Origin of the sequence: Pseudaquabacterium terrae (genome assembly GCF_013266755.1) — a bacterium.
Classification (GTDB): Bacteria; Pseudomonadota; Gammaproteobacteria; order Burkholderiales; family Burkholderiaceae_C; genus Pseudaquabacterium; species Pseudaquabacterium terrae.
On record NZ_JABRWJ010000018.1, the window covers coordinates 1 to 14,820 of the forward strand.

Annotated in this window: 13 protein-coding genes; 7 read left to right on the top strand and 6 right to left on the bottom strand. The window is 71.1% G+C overall.

From position 1 onward, the window contains the following. Window positions 1-124: 124 nt before the first annotated feature. Window positions 125-994 (bottom strand): Crp/Fnr family transcriptional regulator, encoded by an 870-nt coding sequence (locus tag HLB44_RS34420; protein WP_173134673.1) that lies wholly within the window; start codon window positions 992-994, stop codon window positions 125-127. Between the two features lie 309 nt (window positions 995-1,303). Next, window positions 1,304-1,819, bottom strand: coding sequence for a MarR family winged helix-turn-helix transcriptional regulator (locus tag HLB44_RS34425; protein WP_173134676.1), 516 nt, complete (start codon window positions 1,817-1,819; stop codon window positions 1,304-1,306). 108 nt (window positions 1,820-1,927) lie between these two features. On the opposite strand from HLB44_RS34425, the gene HLB44_RS34430 reads away from it, so the two are divergent. The 4 genes from HLB44_RS34430 (at window position 1,928) to HLB44_RS34445 (ending at window position 5,323) form a co-directional block, all read left to right on the top strand. Further along, window positions 1,928-2,920 (top strand): Bug family tripartite tricarboxylate transporter substrate binding protein, encoded by a 993-nt coding sequence (locus tag HLB44_RS34430; protein WP_173134679.1) that lies wholly within the window; start codon window positions 1,928-1,930, stop codon window positions 2,918-2,920. Between the two features lie 26 nt (window positions 2,921-2,946). After that, window positions 2,947-3,387, top strand: a complete 441-nt coding sequence (locus tag HLB44_RS34435) for a c-type cytochrome (protein ID WP_173134680.1) — start codon at window positions 2,947-2,949, stop codon at window positions 3,385-3,387. 121 nt (window positions 3,388-3,508) lie between these two features. Continuing rightward, the gene (locus HLB44_RS34440) at window positions 3,509-4,510 is read left to right on the top strand and encodes a porin (RefSeq protein WP_173134684.1); all 1,002 of its coding nucleotides are present in this window, start codon (window positions 3,509-3,511) and stop codon (window positions 4,508-4,510) included. A gap of 213 nt (window positions 4,511-4,723) precedes the next feature. After that, window positions 4,724-5,323, top strand: coding sequence for a PEP-CTERM sorting domain-containing protein (locus tag HLB44_RS34445; protein ID WP_173134687.1), 600 nt, complete (start codon window positions 4,724-4,726; stop codon window positions 5,321-5,323). A 47-nt stretch (window positions 5,324-5,370) separates the two neighbouring features. Here the strand turns inward: HLB44_RS34445 and HLB44_RS34450 are convergent, their stop codons facing one another. The 4 genes from HLB44_RS34450 to HLB44_RS34465 are packed head-to-tail and all read right to left on the bottom strand — an operon-like array spanning window position 5,371 to window position 10,285. Next, window positions 5,371-7,032, bottom strand: a complete 1,662-nt coding sequence (locus tag HLB44_RS34450) for a sensor domain-containing diguanylate cyclase (RefSeq protein WP_173134697.1) — start codon at window positions 7,030-7,032, stop codon at window positions 5,371-5,373. Beyond that, a complete protein-coding gene (locus HLB44_RS34455; protein ID WP_217283930.1) occupies window positions 7,022-7,453 on the bottom strand; it encodes a type 2 periplasmic-binding domain-containing protein in 432 nt (143 codons plus the stop codon). The genes HLB44_RS34450 and HLB44_RS34455 overlap by 11 nt, the downstream gene beginning before the upstream one ends. 7 nt (window positions 7,454-7,460) lie before the next feature. Further along, on the bottom strand, window positions 7,461-8,759 hold the full coding sequence (locus HLB44_RS34460) for a hypothetical protein (RefSeq protein WP_173134699.1): 1,299 nt from the start codon (window positions 8,757-8,759) through the stop codon (window positions 7,461-7,463). An 11-nt stretch (window positions 8,760-8,770) separates the two neighbouring features. After that, the gene (locus tag HLB44_RS34465) at window positions 8,771-10,285 is read right to left on the bottom strand and encodes a sigma-54 interaction domain-containing protein (RefSeq protein ID WP_173134702.1); all 1,515 of its coding nucleotides are present in this window, start codon (window positions 10,283-10,285) and stop codon (window positions 8,771-8,773) included. A 139-nt stretch (window positions 10,286-10,424) separates the two neighbouring features. On the opposite strand from HLB44_RS34465, the gene HLB44_RS34470 reads away from it, so the two are divergent. Genes HLB44_RS34470 through HLB44_RS34480 form a run of 3 tightly spaced genes read left to right on the top strand, consistent with a single transcriptional unit; the run spans window position 10,425 to window position 14,789 of the window. Then, entirely contained in the window at window positions 10,425-11,078 is a 654-nt protein-coding gene (locus tag HLB44_RS34470) for an RNA polymerase sigma factor (protein WP_173134704.1), read from the top strand. Beyond that, window positions 11,065-11,679: a hypothetical protein gene (locus HLB44_RS34475; protein ID WP_173134707.1), complete on the top strand. Its 615-nt coding sequence runs from the start codon at window positions 11,065-11,067 to the stop codon at window positions 11,677-11,679. The genes HLB44_RS34470 and HLB44_RS34475 overlap by 14 nt, the downstream gene beginning before the upstream one ends. After that, on the top strand, window positions 11,676-14,789 hold the full coding sequence (locus HLB44_RS34480) for a CHAT domain-containing protein (protein ID WP_173134710.1): 3,114 nt from the start codon (window positions 11,676-11,678) through the stop codon (window positions 14,787-14,789). The genes HLB44_RS34475 and HLB44_RS34480 overlap by 4 nt, the downstream gene beginning before the upstream one ends. Window positions 14,790-14,820: the final 31 nt, after the last annotated feature.

Here is a 14,820-nt window from a genome sequence, read left to right on the forward strand (position 1 = left end):
GATTCGACTCATGGTGCGCGCGCCCTTCTACGCCACTTCGGGCGTACAGCATCTTAAGTCCAGGCCGGGAATTGTCCTCACGGTTCGCCGAGGTCCCAGTAGTGGTCTGCAGCGCTTAGGCCGGCTAGGTCGCACCTGGAAAGCTCGGATCCAGTTGTCGACGTAATGCCGCGAGGCGCTTGCTCAGTTGTTCGCGCAAGCTCAACAGTCCTTCCCTCGAATGAGCGTAAGTCAGTAGCCTCGATCCTTGGAAGTCAACAGGAGTGTCGGCGCTGTGAGTGAGAAGAATCACTTCCCGCTGAAGAGCATCAGCGAGGCCTATTTCGTACGCAACGTTTGGATTTGAACCTGAAATGTCAGCGACCACAATTCGGCTCCGTGTTAGCGATCGCCAGATGTCTTGAACAAGCATTCGCCCATCGTTGTCCTTTGCTAGGTCCGACTGAAACCCGCAATTCCTGCACGCTTCGGAGATCGTCGCCTCTACCTCCCGCGACCAAGGCATCGAATATGGCATGGCGACGAATACGCGCGCCGTGTCGACCCTTGGAGCGGAGGCACCCAAGAACGAGTTTGTCGGCACTTGCGTACCGGCTCTGAGTCGTTGAGCCAGCACACTGGCTAGATTCCGCCAGATCCTAGGGAACGCGTCTGCAATTGGCTCCAGGCGAGGCCAAGGTATCGTTGCGACAACGGTGCCTTCCGTCGCCACCGCTGTGACGGTGTACTTGGCGGACGGATCAAGCAAAGGTAACTCGCCGAAGAATTCCTCCGGAGCGAGGGACCGAACTAGTGCCCCCTCTCGCCGAAGCTCGACGCTTCCCCCAAGAATCATGTAAATGACTTGGTCGGCGCGATCACCTTCCTTGTAGATCACGTCTTCGCTCGCTACTTCGTATGCCTTAGCAAGCGCAGCTACTTCCTTGGTCACTGAGGCGCAGTCGACGAAGAGCTTCTGCCGAGAGAGAAGGAGATGCAGGGCGCGCCGATTCATCGCGAGCTCCCCGAAGTGTTGCGTGCAGGCTAACGATAACTATCGCCGGACTTGCCCGTTCGTTGCAAGGGCCGCTCGTGGCTGCCGCCGTGCAGCCGTCATCTGCCCGAGGGATGGCTCACGAGCTCAATGGATCCTTGAGTCGCAATGAGCAGCTGAGCCCAGGGCAGCGCCAAAGCGTTCTGAGTCGCGCGCTCTGCCGACGCTTGCCGCCGTGAAGACGCCCGTCAGCTAGTCTCGGGGGGCTCCCCCAGAATCCACGGGGGCGCCATCCAACGAGCCGCCGCCTCCCAGTGCCGCCGCCCGAACTCAACCCTTCCGCGCCGCCCCCCTCGACTTCCGCCCCTTCGCCATCAGGTCCTCCTGCAACGAGGTATCCAACGGCGCCCGGCTGTAGATGTTGTTCACCTGCACCAGCCGCGACAGCATCTCCATGAACTTGCGCTGATCCGCCTCCGACAAGGGCGCCAGGATGCGCTTGTCGCTGCGATCGAGCATCGGGTGGATCTCCTTCAGCAGCGCCGTGCCCTTGCCCGTCACGTTCAGGTGATTGACCCGCCGGTCGGTCTCCGAGCGCGTGCGGGTGATCAGCTGCTTGTCGACCAGGCGGTCGAGCACCTTGACGATCGTCGTCTTGTCGAAGGCGATCATGTTCGACAGGCTGGCCTGGTCGATGCCGGGCACCTCCTGGATCATGTTCAGCGCCGCGTACTGCACCGAGGTCAGGTCCAGCGGCTGGGTCTCCTCGGCGAACAGCGCCATCGAGATCTGGTTCAGCCGCCGGATCAGGTGGCCCGGGCGCGAATAGAACTTTTCGAGCGACATGGGGGGCATTGTAGGCAGCCTCGAAAAAGTGGGAACCACGCTTGACATCCGTCAACCAATGAATAGCATACCAACGATCAGCTGTTCATCAATGACCGGAGACCCGTGATGTTCACCTTCCGTCGCCCGACCCGCCGTCGCCTGCTGGCGGCCGGCGCCGCGCTGCCGCTGGCTGCCGCCTTCGCGCCCGGCGTGCTGGCCCAGGCCTTTCCGAGCCAGCCACTCACCATCGTCGTGCCCTTCCCGGCCGGCGGCATCGCCGACTCCAGCGTCCGGCTGATCGGCGCCAAGCTGGCCGAAGCGCTCGGCCAGCAGGTGCTGGTCGACAACCGCGGCGGCGCCGGCGGGCAGATCGCGGCGTCGGCGGTGAAAGCGGCCAAGGCCGATGGCCACACGCTGCTGCTCGCCAACATCGGCAGCCACGCGATCAACCGCACGCTGTACTCGAAGCTGAGCTACGACCCGGTGAAGGACTTCGAGCCGGTGACCTCGCTGCTGAGCTGGACCCATGTGCTGGTGGTGCCCGCCGACAGCAAGGCGACCAGCGTCGCCGCATTGGTGGCGCAGATGAAGGGCAGCGGCGGCAAGATGAGCTTCGCGTCGCAGGGCGTCGGCTCGGGCGGCCACCTGCTGGCCGAGATGTTCAAGGACTCGGCGAAGGTCGACGCGCAGCACATTCCCTACCGCGGCACCGCGCAGGCGATGCAGGATCTGCTGGCCGGCCGGGTCGACTTCTTCTTCGACGGCGTCGGCATCATCCCCTTCGTCAAGGAAGGCAAGGTGCGCGCGCTGGCGGTCGCCGACGGCAAGCGCCTGGCGCAGTTGCCCGACGTGCCGACACTGGCCGAAGCCGGCGTGCCCGGCGTCGAGGTCACCGCGTGGTTCGGCCTGGTGGCACCGGCCGGCACGCCGAAGCCGGTGATCGCGCAGCTGAACCAGGCGCTGGCCAAGGCGGCGCGCGATCCCGAGGTGCAACGCCGGCTCAACGAGACGGCGATCCGTGTCGGCATCAGCACGCCGGAGACCTTCGCCAGCTTCATGGCCGCCGAAACGGAGCGCCTCGGCAAGGTCGTCAAGGCTTCCGGCGCCCGCGCTGACTGATTCACCCCTGTGGAGTTCAACCCATGATGAAGACGATGTCCCTGATCGTGCTGGCCGCGCTGGCCGCGCCCGCGCACGCGCAGTTCGCCAAGCCCGACGACGCGATCAAGTACCGCCAGAGCGCGATGGCGCTGACCGGCGCGCACTTCGGCCGCTTGGGCGCGATGGCCAACGGCCGCGTGCCCTTCGACGCCAAGGCCGCGGCCGACAACGCCGAGGTCGTGGCGCTGGTCTCGAAGCTGGCCTTCACCGGCTTCACCGACGGCTCGGGGCAGGGCAACACCCGCGCCAAGGCCGAAGTCTGGGGCGAGGCCGACAAGTTCAAGACAGCGGCCTCACGCCAGCAGGAAGAGGCCGCCAGGCTGCTGGCCGCCGCCAAGACCGGCAACCTCGACAACCTGAAGGCCGCCTTCGGCGAGACCGCCAAGACCTGCAAGGGCTGTCACGACAACTTCCGCCGCGAGTGACCCCATGCGGCCGCCTGCGGGCGCGCCGCTCCCCGTGAGGCCCGCGCCGCGGGCCTTCTTTCCCGCCATTTAGTTGGCTTACCGATCTTCCACCATTCATTCACTGTCGTTGGAGACTTCGATGCGCAACACGCCGTCCCGTTACGCCGCTCCCCTGCTCGCCACGCTGGCGCTCGCCGCCGGCCCCGCCGCCGCCCAGTCGGTGACCATCTGGGGCATCGTCGACCAGGGCCTGGTCAAGATGAACGACGGCGCATCGATCGCCGCGAACTCGGGCGCCGGGTTGCGCAACGAGACGGTGGTGAAGCCGGCCTGGCAGAACCGCCTCGGCTTCCGCCGCAGCGAGGACCTGGGCGACGGCCTGGCCGCGTTCTTCGACATCGAGCACCGCTTCTCGGCCGACGATGGCGTGGCCGCCACGCCGTTCTGGACCGGGCGCTCTGTCGTCGGCCTGCGCAGCCCGAAGTGGGGCACGCTGACCTTGGGCCGCGACTACAACCCGGCCTTCTACCCGTCGGTTGCGCTCGATCCGTGGGCCTGGAACACCGTCGGCCAGATGGGCCTGGCGACCACCTGGGCACGCTACGCCGGCAACGACGGCGGGCCGCGCAACAACAACATGATCCAGTGGCGCACACCCGATTTCAGCGGGCTGACGGTGCTGACCATGGTGGCGCTGGGCGAGAACGCAACCAACCGCGGCAACGCCGTCGGTGCCAACGTGGTCTACAGCAAGGGCCCGATCTACGCCGCCGCGGCGGTCGATCGCGCGAAGAACGTCGCCGCCGGCAAGCCCGAAGCCAAGATGTGGTTGCTGGGCGGTGCGTATGACTTCGGTGTCGTGCGGCCGCGGGTGCTGATCGCGCAGTCGACGTCGTTCGCGGGCGTCGACACGAAGTCGGCAATGGTCGGCGCGAGCGTGCCGATCGGCCTCGGCCGCGTGCTGCTCGGCTGGTCGAAGATCAACCCCGACGGCGCGAACAACGATTCGACGAAGTGGGGCCTCGGCTTCCACTACGACATGAGCAAGCGCACGATGCTGTACGCCGATGTCGGCTCGGCCAAGACCGACCGGCAGTCACGCTCGAACGGCTACGACGTCGGCATCAAGCACAGCTTCTGATTCGCACCGAATGCGCGTGCGGTGGCGCTAGCGCGCATGGGCACCGGCAGCCCGCCACCGCGCTGGGCATCCCTTCGCACGCGTCGAGCTTCTTGACACACCACTCGTCGAGCTCGACGCCGAGCACGCTAAGTCCTTGATCCGCCAAGCCCCGCAAGGACTGGTACGAATGTTGCAGCCGGGCGCGAGGTCCGTAATTCCTGAGGAGGATTCATGAACTTCAAAGCCCTGGCAGCGACCGCTGCCGCCCTGTTCAGCCTTGGCGGCGCTCAGGCAGCGGTCACCACGATCAACTTCGACGACCTGGCCGCGCCCTGCCTTTTCTCGGGACAGGCGCCCCTGACCAACCAGTACGCCGCGCTGGGCGTGACCTTCCAGGCCGTGAACGGTCCCGAGATGGAAGTGCTCAACCAGTGCGGAGGCTTCGGTTTCAACGCCCACAGCGGAACCGACTTCCTCGCCTACAACACCGCGGTGACGGGCAGCCAGTTCGACGCCATCATCACGGCGACCCTCGGCAGCGCATCGATCTGGGCCGCGTCCAATCAAGGCGGTACCGCGACGCTCCAGGCATTCGATGCCCTGAACAACCTGGTCGACTCCGATTCCCTGGCGCTGTCGAGCAGCTGGCAGCAGCTTTCCATCAGCGGCAACGACATCGCGTATCTGCGCCTCGTGAGCACCGCGTCGCAGTTCGGCGCCTTCGACGACCTGCAGTTCGACCCGGCCGCCATCCCCGAGCCGGCGACGCTGGCCTTGGTGGGCATGGCGCTGCTCGGCATCCGAGCCAGCCGCCGCCGTTCGGCCACCTGACGCCCGGTCCGGGCGCGTTGGTGCCCGTCGCCAAGCACAGCTTCTGATCACGCCGCGCTGCTCGGCGCCGCCGCCATCGCGAAGCTGTTCTTCCCCGACCGCTTGACCTCGTACATCGCCTCGTCGGCCGCCTGCATCAGCTGGCGGCGCTGCGTGCCGTGGTGCGGGAAGCAGGCGATGCCGATCGACGCGCCGATCTGCACCGGCTCGCCGTCGATCGCCAGCGGCTCGCACAGCAGCGTGACGATGTGCTGCGCGATCTGCGCGACGGCGATGTCCTGCGGACCGCTGTGGGTGAGCGCGACGATGAACTCGTCGCCGCCGATGCGGCCGACCAGGTCCGAGGCGCGCCGCACCGCGGCCTGCAGCCGCTCGGCGCAGCGCTGCAGCACCGCGTCGCCGGCCTTGTGGCCGAGCCGGTCATTGACCTGCTTGAAGCCGTCGAGGTCGATGTACAGCAGCGCCATCGCGCCGCCGGCGGCTGCCGCCTCGGCGATGAAGCGGTCGATCTGCGCCTCGCTCGCGGCGCGGTTCTTCAGCCCGGTCAGCGGATCGTGCTCGGCCTGGTGGCGCGCGTCGTGCTCGGCGCGGCGCCGGTCGGTGATGTCGTACATCACGCCTTCGATCATGTCGCTGCCGGTGGCGGCATCGCCCTGCACCGAGATCAGGCAGTGCACCCAGCGCGCGACCGAATCGCTGCGCATCAGCTCCAGGTCGGCCGACACGGTCTCGCCGCGGGCGATCGATTCGTCGATCATCGCCTCGACGCGCTCGGGCCGCGCGAAGACGCGGCGCACGAACTCGCTGCCGCGCCACTGGCGGATCTGCTCGACCGGCACGCCGATCACCTTCAGCACCGTCGGGTTGCCGTTGATCAGCCGGCCGTCGGGGCCGAGCACGAAGATGCCGGCGCTGGTCGAGTCGAAGATCTGGCGGTACTGCGCCTCCATCGCCTCGACGCTGCCGCGCAGCTCGCGCTCGCGCTGCAGCGCCGCGTCGTTGGTCTCGAGCAGCGCATTGGCACCGGCGATCAGGGTGCCGAGCTCGTCGTCGCGGTGGCTCCACGGCGTCGTCAGGCGGCGGCCGCTGCCCGGCTGGGCCTCGCGCAGCTCGTGCGCCAGCCGCACGATCGGCTGCGACACCAGCCGCGCGCCGAAGACGTACAGCAGCAGCGCCAGCACCACCGTCTGCGCCACCATCGCCGCGGCCAGCGCGCCGGCGCGGCCGCGCGCATCGGCGCGCAGCCGCGCCTGGTCGGCCTCGATGCGCAGGCTGCCGACAATTTCCTTGCTGTCGAAAGGCGCGGCCAGCGGCGTGACGATCACCACGTCGGCGACCTCGGCCGCGCGCGGCTCGCCACGCTGCGCGAGCAGCGTGCCGTCGGGCGCGCGCACTTCCACCCGCGCCACCATCGGGTTGCGCGCCAGGCCCCCGGTCAGCTCGTCGAGCAGGATGGCGTCGCGCGCATAGGCGCCGACCGCCGCGGTCTTCTCCACCGCCTGGGCCATCGCGCCCAGCGCCTCGCGCCGGAAGTCGATCGCCCGCTCGTAACCGAGCAAGTACGCCAGCGCCCCGAACAAGACGCTGACGACCGTCGCGCCGACCACCAGCACCAGCGTGAAGTGCAGCTGCAGGCTGCGCAGGCGAAGCACCGGCCAGCGGCCGTTCACCGCGGCGATCGGCTCGGCACGACCGGAGTCAGCGCCCATCCTTGAGCACCAGCACCACGCGCAGGCCCTTGTCGGCCGGCTCGTGGCCGAGGTAGCCGATCGCGTTCGGGTTGTGCTTGACCAGGTCGACCATCGCCGCCTCGTTCGGCAGCGGCTGCGGCGGCAGCGTCTGGCCGGTGAACATCAGCCGCGCCCAGTAGCTGTTGACCTGCGCCACGCTCTGCCCCGTCAGCGCCTGGTAGAAGCCAGCGCGCAGGGGGCTGTCGCGCGGCAGGTCGAAGGTCTGCGCAAAGTCGCCGCCGGGGAAGCTGCGGCTCCTGCCCATGAAGAGGTCGATCGCCTCCTTCTGCGTCAGCGCCTTCAGCGGGTTCGCCGTGTGCACGATCACATAACTGTCGGCCTGCGCGGCCGTGCCGGCCAGGGCCAGCAGCAGCAGGGGCAGCAGCGCGGCGCGACGCATCGTGGCCTCAGAAGACGAAGTCCAGCGTTGCCGACAGCACGTGCCCGCGTGACGCCAGCGGCCCGGCGCCGCCCCACAGGCCCGAGCCGTTCGGCCCGAAACGCACGCGGTCGAGCTGCAGCTTCAATGCGCGCCGGTCGTGGAAATCCCAGCGCGAGCCGATCGAGATCGAGCGCTGGTCCATCCGCCCGGCATTGCCGCCCGCCTGCGCCGCATCCCCCACGGCCTGCGCCTGCGCCGCCAGCTCAGGCCCGACCAGCGGCGCGAGCTGCTCGGCCCACTGCGGCCGCGCCAGCGGCGCCAGCGACGAGCGCGCGTAGGCGCCGGCCACGAAGAGCGTGAAGTCGCCGAAGCGCCGCCCGACGCTGGCATAGGCATGGCGGCCATCGTTCGCCGTGCGCGCGGCGTCGATGACGCTCACTTCGGCGTGCAGCAGCCAGTCGCCATGCTCGTAGCTGGCGCCGAAGCCGGCATAACGCGCGGTGAACCAGTCGAACAGCAGGTTGCGCTCGAGCTCGGCGGCCTCGGCCGCCAGCGGCAGCGGCAATGCCTGCAGCCCGTGCAGGCCGTCGATCAGCGGCTGGTACAGCGCCGTCGGCTGCAGCCGGCTGCGTGAACGCACGAGGCTCAGCTTCAGCGTCAGGCCATCGGCTTCACGCGTCAGCACCGCGCCGGCGATCGCGTTCGAGCGCAGCACCACGTCGCCGGCCGAGGTCGGGCCGGGGATCGTCTGGCGTCCGCGGCCGGCCAGCAGCTTGGCGCGCCAGCTCGCACCGCCGCCATCGCTCCAGCGCCAGCTGGCGTCGCCGCCGTCGAAGGACTGGAACGGGATCCAGCCGTAGAACTCGGGGAACGGCCGCACCCACGGATAGGCGTAGCCGAGGTGGCGGTAGTCGGCGAGCAGGAAGGCGTCGAGCGCGAGGCGGCCCGCGCGCAGGTCCCAGCCGCCGCCCGGGTGCCAGGCCGCGAAGGCCAGCGTCAGCGCCTCGCGCGCCGGGCTGGTCGGCGCGCGCCGGCTCAGCACGGCCTGCGCCACGACGTCCCAACGCGGGCTCGGGCTCCAGTTGAGCTGCAGGCCGAGGCGGCTGTCGACATCGGCCCGGGTGTCGCGCTCGCTCGCCGGCTGCAGGATCTCGCGCAGGTAGCTGTAGCGCGGGCTCATGTCGGATCTCGCGACGCCGAGCGTGCCGAAGCCTTCGAAGCGCAGCCCGCGGCCGGCGGGTTCGGTCTGCGCCGACACGGCGCCCGCCGCAGTCGCTGCAGCGAGCGCCAGCAGGCATGCCACGAGCCGTCGCATCCGGTGCATGGCGGTCATTCTCAATCGCCGCGTTCGGCCAGCGGCAGCTTTTCGTACAAGGTGGCGCGAGCGATGCCGAGCAGGCGCGCCGCGGCCAGCTTGTTGCCGCCGGTGGCCGCCAGCGCTTCGCGGATCGCGCGGCCCTCGAGCTCGGCGATCGCCTGCGGCAGCGGCTTGATCAGCGGCGGTGCGGCGCCGGCGGCGGCTGGCGCGAGCGCCGGAGCGGGCATGGCGCGCACGACAGGCGCCGCCGGCAGCACGGGCAGGCCGGCGGCATCAGCCGGCATGCGCTGCAGCGCGCCTTCCAGGTGCTGCGCATCGAGCCGCATCTCGTCGGTCATCAGCGCCGCCTGCTCCAGCGCGTTGCGCAGCTCGCGGATGTTGCCCGGCCAGGCGTGCTGCCCCAATCGGTCGAGCGCCTCGGTCGACAAGGTCTTGTGCGCCAGGCCGCTGCGCCGCGCGATGTCGTCGAGCAGCGATTCGGCCAGCGCTTCGAGGTCGGTCAGGCGCTCGCGCAGCGCCGGCAGCCGGATCGGCAGGACATTGAGCCGGTAGTACAGGTCGGCGCGGAAGAGGCCCTGCGTGACCATCGCGCCCAGGTCGCGGCTGGTCGCGGCGATCACCCGCACGTCGATCTTGATCACCTGGTTGCTGCCGAGCGGCTCGACCTCCTGCTCCTGCAGCGCGCGCAAGAGCTTGGCCTGCAGCGCCAGCGGCATGTCGCCGATCTCGTCGAGGAACAAGGTGCCGCCGTCGGCCAGCTTGAACTTGCCGTCGCGCCCCTTGCGCTCGGCGCCGGTGTAGGCGCCTGGCGCCACGCCGAAGAACTCGGCTTCGAGCAGCGTGTCCGGCACCGCGGCGATGTTGACGCCGACGAAGGGCCGCGCGGCGCGCGCCGACGCCGCATGGATGGCATGCGCCAGCAGCTCCTTGCCGGTGCCGGTCTCGCCGAGCAGCAGCACGGTCGACTCGGTGCCGGCGACGCGCCGCGCCTGGCGCTTGACTTCCAGCGCCGCCGGGCTGGCGCCGATGTAGCCGGCGATCGTGTACTTCGAGCGCCGGTTGCGCGTCTGCTCGGCGGCGAGCTGGCGCTGCGTGGTCTCGAGCTCTCGCTGCAGGCGGCTGAACTTGCCCATCAGCGGCTGCATCGTGCTTTCCGGGTGGTCCATCAGCACCATGCCGAGCGCGCCGATGACCTCGCCGGCCTCGTCGCGCAGCGGCACGCGGCTGACCAGGAAGGTGCCGGCCTTGTTGGTCAGCAGGTCGACCATGATCGGCTGCCCCGTCTCGATGACCTGCGCCATCAGCGTGTTGGGCACCACCTCCTCGACCCGGTGGCCGACGAACTCCGACTCGGCCTCGAAGCCCAGCGCCGGCAGGAAGCGCTTGTAACCCTCGCTGATCCAGACGATGCGGTGCTCGCGGTCGACGACCATCATGCCCTGCACCGTCTGCGCGTAGAGGTCGAACATCGAGCGCGCCGCCAGCTTCAGCAGGCTGTCGGCGTCCTGGGGCAGGCGCGGGGTCTGTGCCATGCGCGGCACTCTAACGCGCCGGGGCCTGACGAATCGGCGGCCGCGTCGTCCCTCACTCACGATGACTTTCACGATGGCTTTCACCTGCAGCGCCCTGCCCCTCTCCCCGATTGGCCCCGGCTTGTGGCATCGTGCCCCGATGGACCGGCATGATTTCATGCGCGCCTGCAGCGCCGGCGGCCCGCGCATCGCCGAGGCGCTGCGCGAGCTGCAGCGCGACTACGGCCGCGCGCTGCTGCACGAGGCGATGGCCGCGCTCGGCGAGCTGCAGGCCGCGCGCGACCTGCTGCAGGACACGCTGATCAAGGCCTGGCAGCGCTGTGCGCAGTACCGCGGCGAGTCGGAGCTGTTCCCGTGGCTGAAGAGCGTGCTGCGCCATGGCGCGGCCGACCAGCTGCGCCGCCGGCGCCCCGAGGAGCCGCTGGCCGATGAGCAGGGCCAGGTGTTCGCCGAGGTCGAGGCCGCGCTGCAGCGCCACGCCGCGCAGCCGACGGCGCCGGACCAGCTGATGAGCATCGCCGAGCTCGAGCGCGTGTACCGCGCCTGCCAGGCCCGCTTCCAGCGCGACCACCCGGCGGCCGCCAACGTCGTGCGCTGGATCGCCGAGGACGACCTGGAGCCGGCCGAGATCGCCGTGCTGCTGCAGCGCAGCCCGGGCGCGACGCGCGAGTACCTGTCGCAGTGCCGCAAGAAGGCGCGGCTGTATTTCCACGAGTGGTACCTGCTCGCCAGCGGCAGCGCGCCGCCACGCGAAGCCGACTCACCGCGAAAGGCCGCCGATGAATCCGTCTGACGATGCCGAGGACTGGGCGGCCGCATTGGCCGGCAGGCCGCGGCCCGGCACCGCGCCGGCGACCGTGCTCGAAGCGCAGCTGTTGCGTGCCGCCGCGCGCAGCTGGCGGCCCGAGCTGCAGGCCGAGCCCGCGGTTGATGCCGAAGCCCGGCTGCTGCAGGCCGCGTCAGCCGCCGGGCTGCTGCAGCAGCGCCGGCGCTGGTGCGCCGGCTGCGCCGAGCGCTGGCAGCGCTGGCGCGCCTGGCTCGGGGCTTCCCGCGCCTGGGGCGGCGCACTGGCGGCGGGCTGCGTCGGGCTCGTGCTGCTGCTGCCGCTGCTTCAACCCCCGGAGCCGGAGGCGCCGACCGTCCTGCGCGGCGAAGCAATCGACGGCGTGCAGCTGCTGCGCGATGCCCGGCCGCAGGCGCGGCGCGATCAGCTGGCGGTCGAGCTCGAAGCCCTTGGCGCGAGCGTGCGCCGCTATGAGCGGCTCGGCCGCTTCGGCCTCGATGCAGAGTGGCCGTCGCCCCTAACGCCTGATGCGAGCGCCCGACTGGCGCAGCGTGGCTTCGTGCGCGGCGCCGACGGCAGCGTGCGCATCGAGATCGAAGCGGCACCGTGAAACGCTGGCTCGCCGCGCTGGGCCTGGCTGCCTTCGCCGCGGCCGCGCCGGCGCAGCCGGCCGATGCCTGCGCGGGCGTGCCGGCCGCCGAAGCGGCGTGGCTCGCCGCCGACGCCGAGACGCTGCGCCGCAACCACCCGGCCGCCGCATTGGCGCGGGCCTGCGCGCGGCAGACCGCGGACGCCGCGCCGGCCGAGCGCCTGCAGCTTGCGCAGGCGCTCACCGCCAACGGCCGCTACGACACCGCCGCCGCGCTGCTGCAGCAACTGCTCGCGCAGACGCCGCCGGCGAGCCTGTTCGCCGCCGAGCTCGCGATTGCGCAGGCGACGCTGGAAGCCGACCAGGGCGCCTACGCGCGCGCCGCGCCGCACTACGAGCGGGCGCTGGCGCTGCTGCGATCGCTGAACCAGCGCGGCCGGCTGCTCGCCCATGCCGCCATCGGCCACGCGCAGGCGCTGCGCACGCTGCGCGAAGCCCCCGATGCGTTGGACCGCGCCGAGGCGCTGCTGGGCGAAGCCGAGCGCGAGCTGCACGACGCGGGCCTCGCGAAGAGCCGCGAGATGGGCGACCTGCTGAACCAGCGCACGATGCAGGCTTATGCCCGCCAGGACCTGGCCGCGGCGATCGGCCATGCGCGCGCCGAGGTCGCCCTGATCCGCGAGCTCGACGGCGCCGATGCGCCGGACGCCTTCGACGCGCTGGCCAGCCTCGGCGCGATGCTGTCGCAGCTCGGCCGCGGCGACGAGGCCGAGGCCGCGCTGCGCGACGGCCGCCGGCTGATGGCGCTGCATCCTGCCGTCTCGCCGGCAGCGCAGCTCGGCGTGCTGAACAACCTGTCGGCACTGCACCAGGACCGCGGCCAGTACGAGCCGGCGCTGGCGGTGGCCGAGGAGGCCGTTGCGTTCGCGCAGCAGCGCTTCCCGAAGACACCGGCGATGCACCTCGTCGCGCTGAACAACCGCGCCACCTGCCTGATGCACTTGTCGCGGCTGGCCGAGGCGCAAACGCGCTTCGAGGAGGCGCGCGCGCTGCTGCGCGACAACCCCTCGATGCCGGCATTGCGCCGGCTGCGGCTGCTCGACAACCTGGCCGAGCTGTACGCGCGGCTCAACGACGCTGAAGCCGCGCAGGGCGTGATCGACGAGGGGCTGGCCGTCGCCGGCCGCGACGCGAGCTTCGGCTACTGGCACGGCCGGCTGCTGCGCCTGCAGGCGACGCTGGCCGCGAGCCAAGGCCGCTGGGCCGAGGTCGATGCGCTGCACGCGCGCTCGATGCCGCTGATCGCCGCGGCGATCGGCGAGCGCCATGTCTTCGTCGAGGTGTCGACGGTGCACCGCTGCATCGCGCAGGTGTCGGGCCGGCTGACGGGCGAGGCCTGCGACGCGCTGCGGCAACGGCTGCCGGCGCTGAATGACGTCGTGCCGCTGCACCGCTTCCGCGTCCATCATGCGTTAGGACTCGCCGCCGATGCCGCCGGCCGTGGTGCCGAGGCGCGTGAGCACCACCTGCGCGCGCTGGCCGCGGCGCAAAGCGCCGGCACCGCCCATCCGCTGTGGATCGCCCACGACGCGCTGGCGCAGCACCTGCGGCGCAGCGGCGCGCGCGCATTGGCGATCAGCTTCGGCAAGACGGCGGTCGAGCAGATCGAGGCGATGCGGCGCGATTTCTCGCGCACCGCGCGCGACAGCGAGCGCCAGTTCGTCGCCGACAAACATGCGGTGTACCGGCGCCTGGCCGACTGGCTGGCCGAGGACGGCCGCATCGACGAGGCACTCGACGTGCTGCGATTGCTGAAGACCGAGGAGTTCCTCGACTTCGTGCGCCGCGACGGCGCCGCCGCGCTGGCGGGCGGCCCGGCGCTGACGCCGCGCGAGGCGGGCTGGCGCGCCCAGTCGCCCAAGGCGGGCGGCGACGGCGCCGCAGCCGAAGCCGCGCGGATCGCGTCCTGGCAGGCGCTGCTGCGCGAGGCCGCCGACGAGCCGCCGGCGCCGGCGCGCGCCGCGCGGGCACCGGGGCGCACACGCCCGCCGCCGGGCACGCTGGCGGTCTGGTTGTTCGGCAGCGCGACGCACCTGAACCTGGTGCTCGACAGCGCGCAGCGCCGCGACGTGCAGCGCCTGCCGATCGACCCGGCGGCGCTGGCGCGCGACATCGGCCGGCTGCTGGCGCAGATCGGCCGCCGCGACGATGCGCTGCCGCTGCTGCAGTCGCTGCATGCGGCGCTCGGTGCGCCGATCGTGCGCGCCGCGCAGGCCGCACGCGCGCAGCGCCTGGTGCTGCATCTGGACGGCGCCCTGCGTTACCTGCCGTTCGCCGCGCTGCACGATGGCCGGCAGTACCTCGGCGAGCGCTTCGCGATCGAGCAGCGCATCGAGCCGCTGGAGGCGGCCGCCGCGGCGCCGGGCGCGTCCGCTCCCACCGCGCCACGCGCGGCCTACGTTCGCGCCTTCGGCGTCAGCCGCGCGCTGGCCGGCTTCCCGGCGCTGCAGGCGGTGTCGCGCGAGCTCTGCGGCATCGTCGACGGCGAGGTCACCGGCCTCGACGCGGCAGACGGCCCCTGCGAGCGCGGCCTGCTGCCGGGCGTCGGCTGGCTCAACGAGCGCTTCACGGCCGAGCGGCTGCGCGCCGCCGCCGACAGCGTGCGCACCCAGCCCGCCGCGCGCCGCGAGCTGCTGCACCTGGGCACGCACTTCGTGCTGCGGCCCGGTCACATCGGCCGCAGCTGGCTGCTGACCGGCGATGCGCAGCGCCTGTCGCTGGACGCCTTCGCCGCGATCGACTGGCGCGGCCAGGCGCTGATCACGCTGTCGGCCTGCGAGACCGGCCTCGGCGGCGCACACGGCGCCGACGGCCGCGAGGTCGACGGCCTGGCGGCACTGCTGACGCGGCGCGGCGCCGGTGCGGTGATCGCCAGCCTCTGGCGGGTGGAGGACTCGAGCACCGGCGCGCTGATGCGCGCGCTGTACCACGGCCTGCGCGCCGACCCGGACCCCGCACGCGCGCTGCAACGCGCACAAGCGCGGGTCCGCACCCGCACCGACGGCACCTGGCGCCACCCCTTCTACTGGGCCGGCTTCATGCTCAGCCGCCCCGACCAGCACGCGCCCTGACGTTCATCCGACTCGCGCCGTCTCTGCCTTC

Bases quoted from the DNA above. Each gene is read 5' to 3' on its own strand.
- HLB44_RS34450 (WP_173134697.1), bottom strand. From the start codon at position 7,032: ATGGGCGCTGACTCCGGTCGTGCCGAGCCGATCGCCGCGGTGAACGGC.
- HLB44_RS34470 (WP_173134704.1), top strand. From the start codon at position 10,425: ATGGACCGGCATGATTTCATGCGCGCCTGCAGCGCCGGCGGCCCGCGC.
- HLB44_RS34465 (WP_173134702.1), bottom strand. From the start codon at position 10,285: ATGGCACAGACCCCGCGCCTGCCCCAGGACGCCGACAGCCTGCTGAAG.
- HLB44_RS34475 (WP_173134707.1), top strand. From the start codon at position 11,065: ATGAATCCGTCTGACGATGCCGAGGACTGGGCGGCCGCATTGGCCGGC.
- HLB44_RS34445 (WP_173134687.1), top strand. From the start codon at position 4,724: ATGAACTTCAAAGCCCTGGCAGCGACCGCTGCCGCCCTGTTCAGCCTT.
- HLB44_RS34430 (WP_173134679.1), top strand. From the start codon at position 1,928: ATGTTCACCTTCCGTCGCCCGACCCGCCGTCGCCTGCTGGCGGCCGGC.
- HLB44_RS34455 (WP_217283930.1), bottom strand. From the start codon at position 7,453: ATGCGTCGCGCCGCGCTGCTGCCCCTGCTGCTGCTGGCCCTGGCCGGC.
- HLB44_RS34460 (WP_173134699.1), bottom strand. From the start codon at position 8,759: ATGCACCGGATGCGACGGCTCGTGGCATGCCTGCTGGCGCTCGCTGCA.
- HLB44_RS34425 (WP_173134676.1), bottom strand. From the start codon at position 1,819: ATGTCGCTCGAAAAGTTCTATTCGCGCCCGGGCCACCTGATCCGGCGG.
- HLB44_RS34440 (WP_173134684.1), top strand. From the start codon at position 3,509: ATGCGCAACACGCCGTCCCGTTACGCCGCTCCCCTGCTCGCCACGCTG.
- HLB44_RS34435 (WP_173134680.1), top strand. From the start codon at position 2,947: ATGAAGACGATGTCCCTGATCGTGCTGGCCGCGCTGGCCGCGCCCGCG.
- HLB44_RS34420 (WP_173134673.1), bottom strand. From the start codon at position 994: ATGAATCGGCGCGCCCTGCATCTCCTTCTCTCTCGGCAGAAGCTCTTC.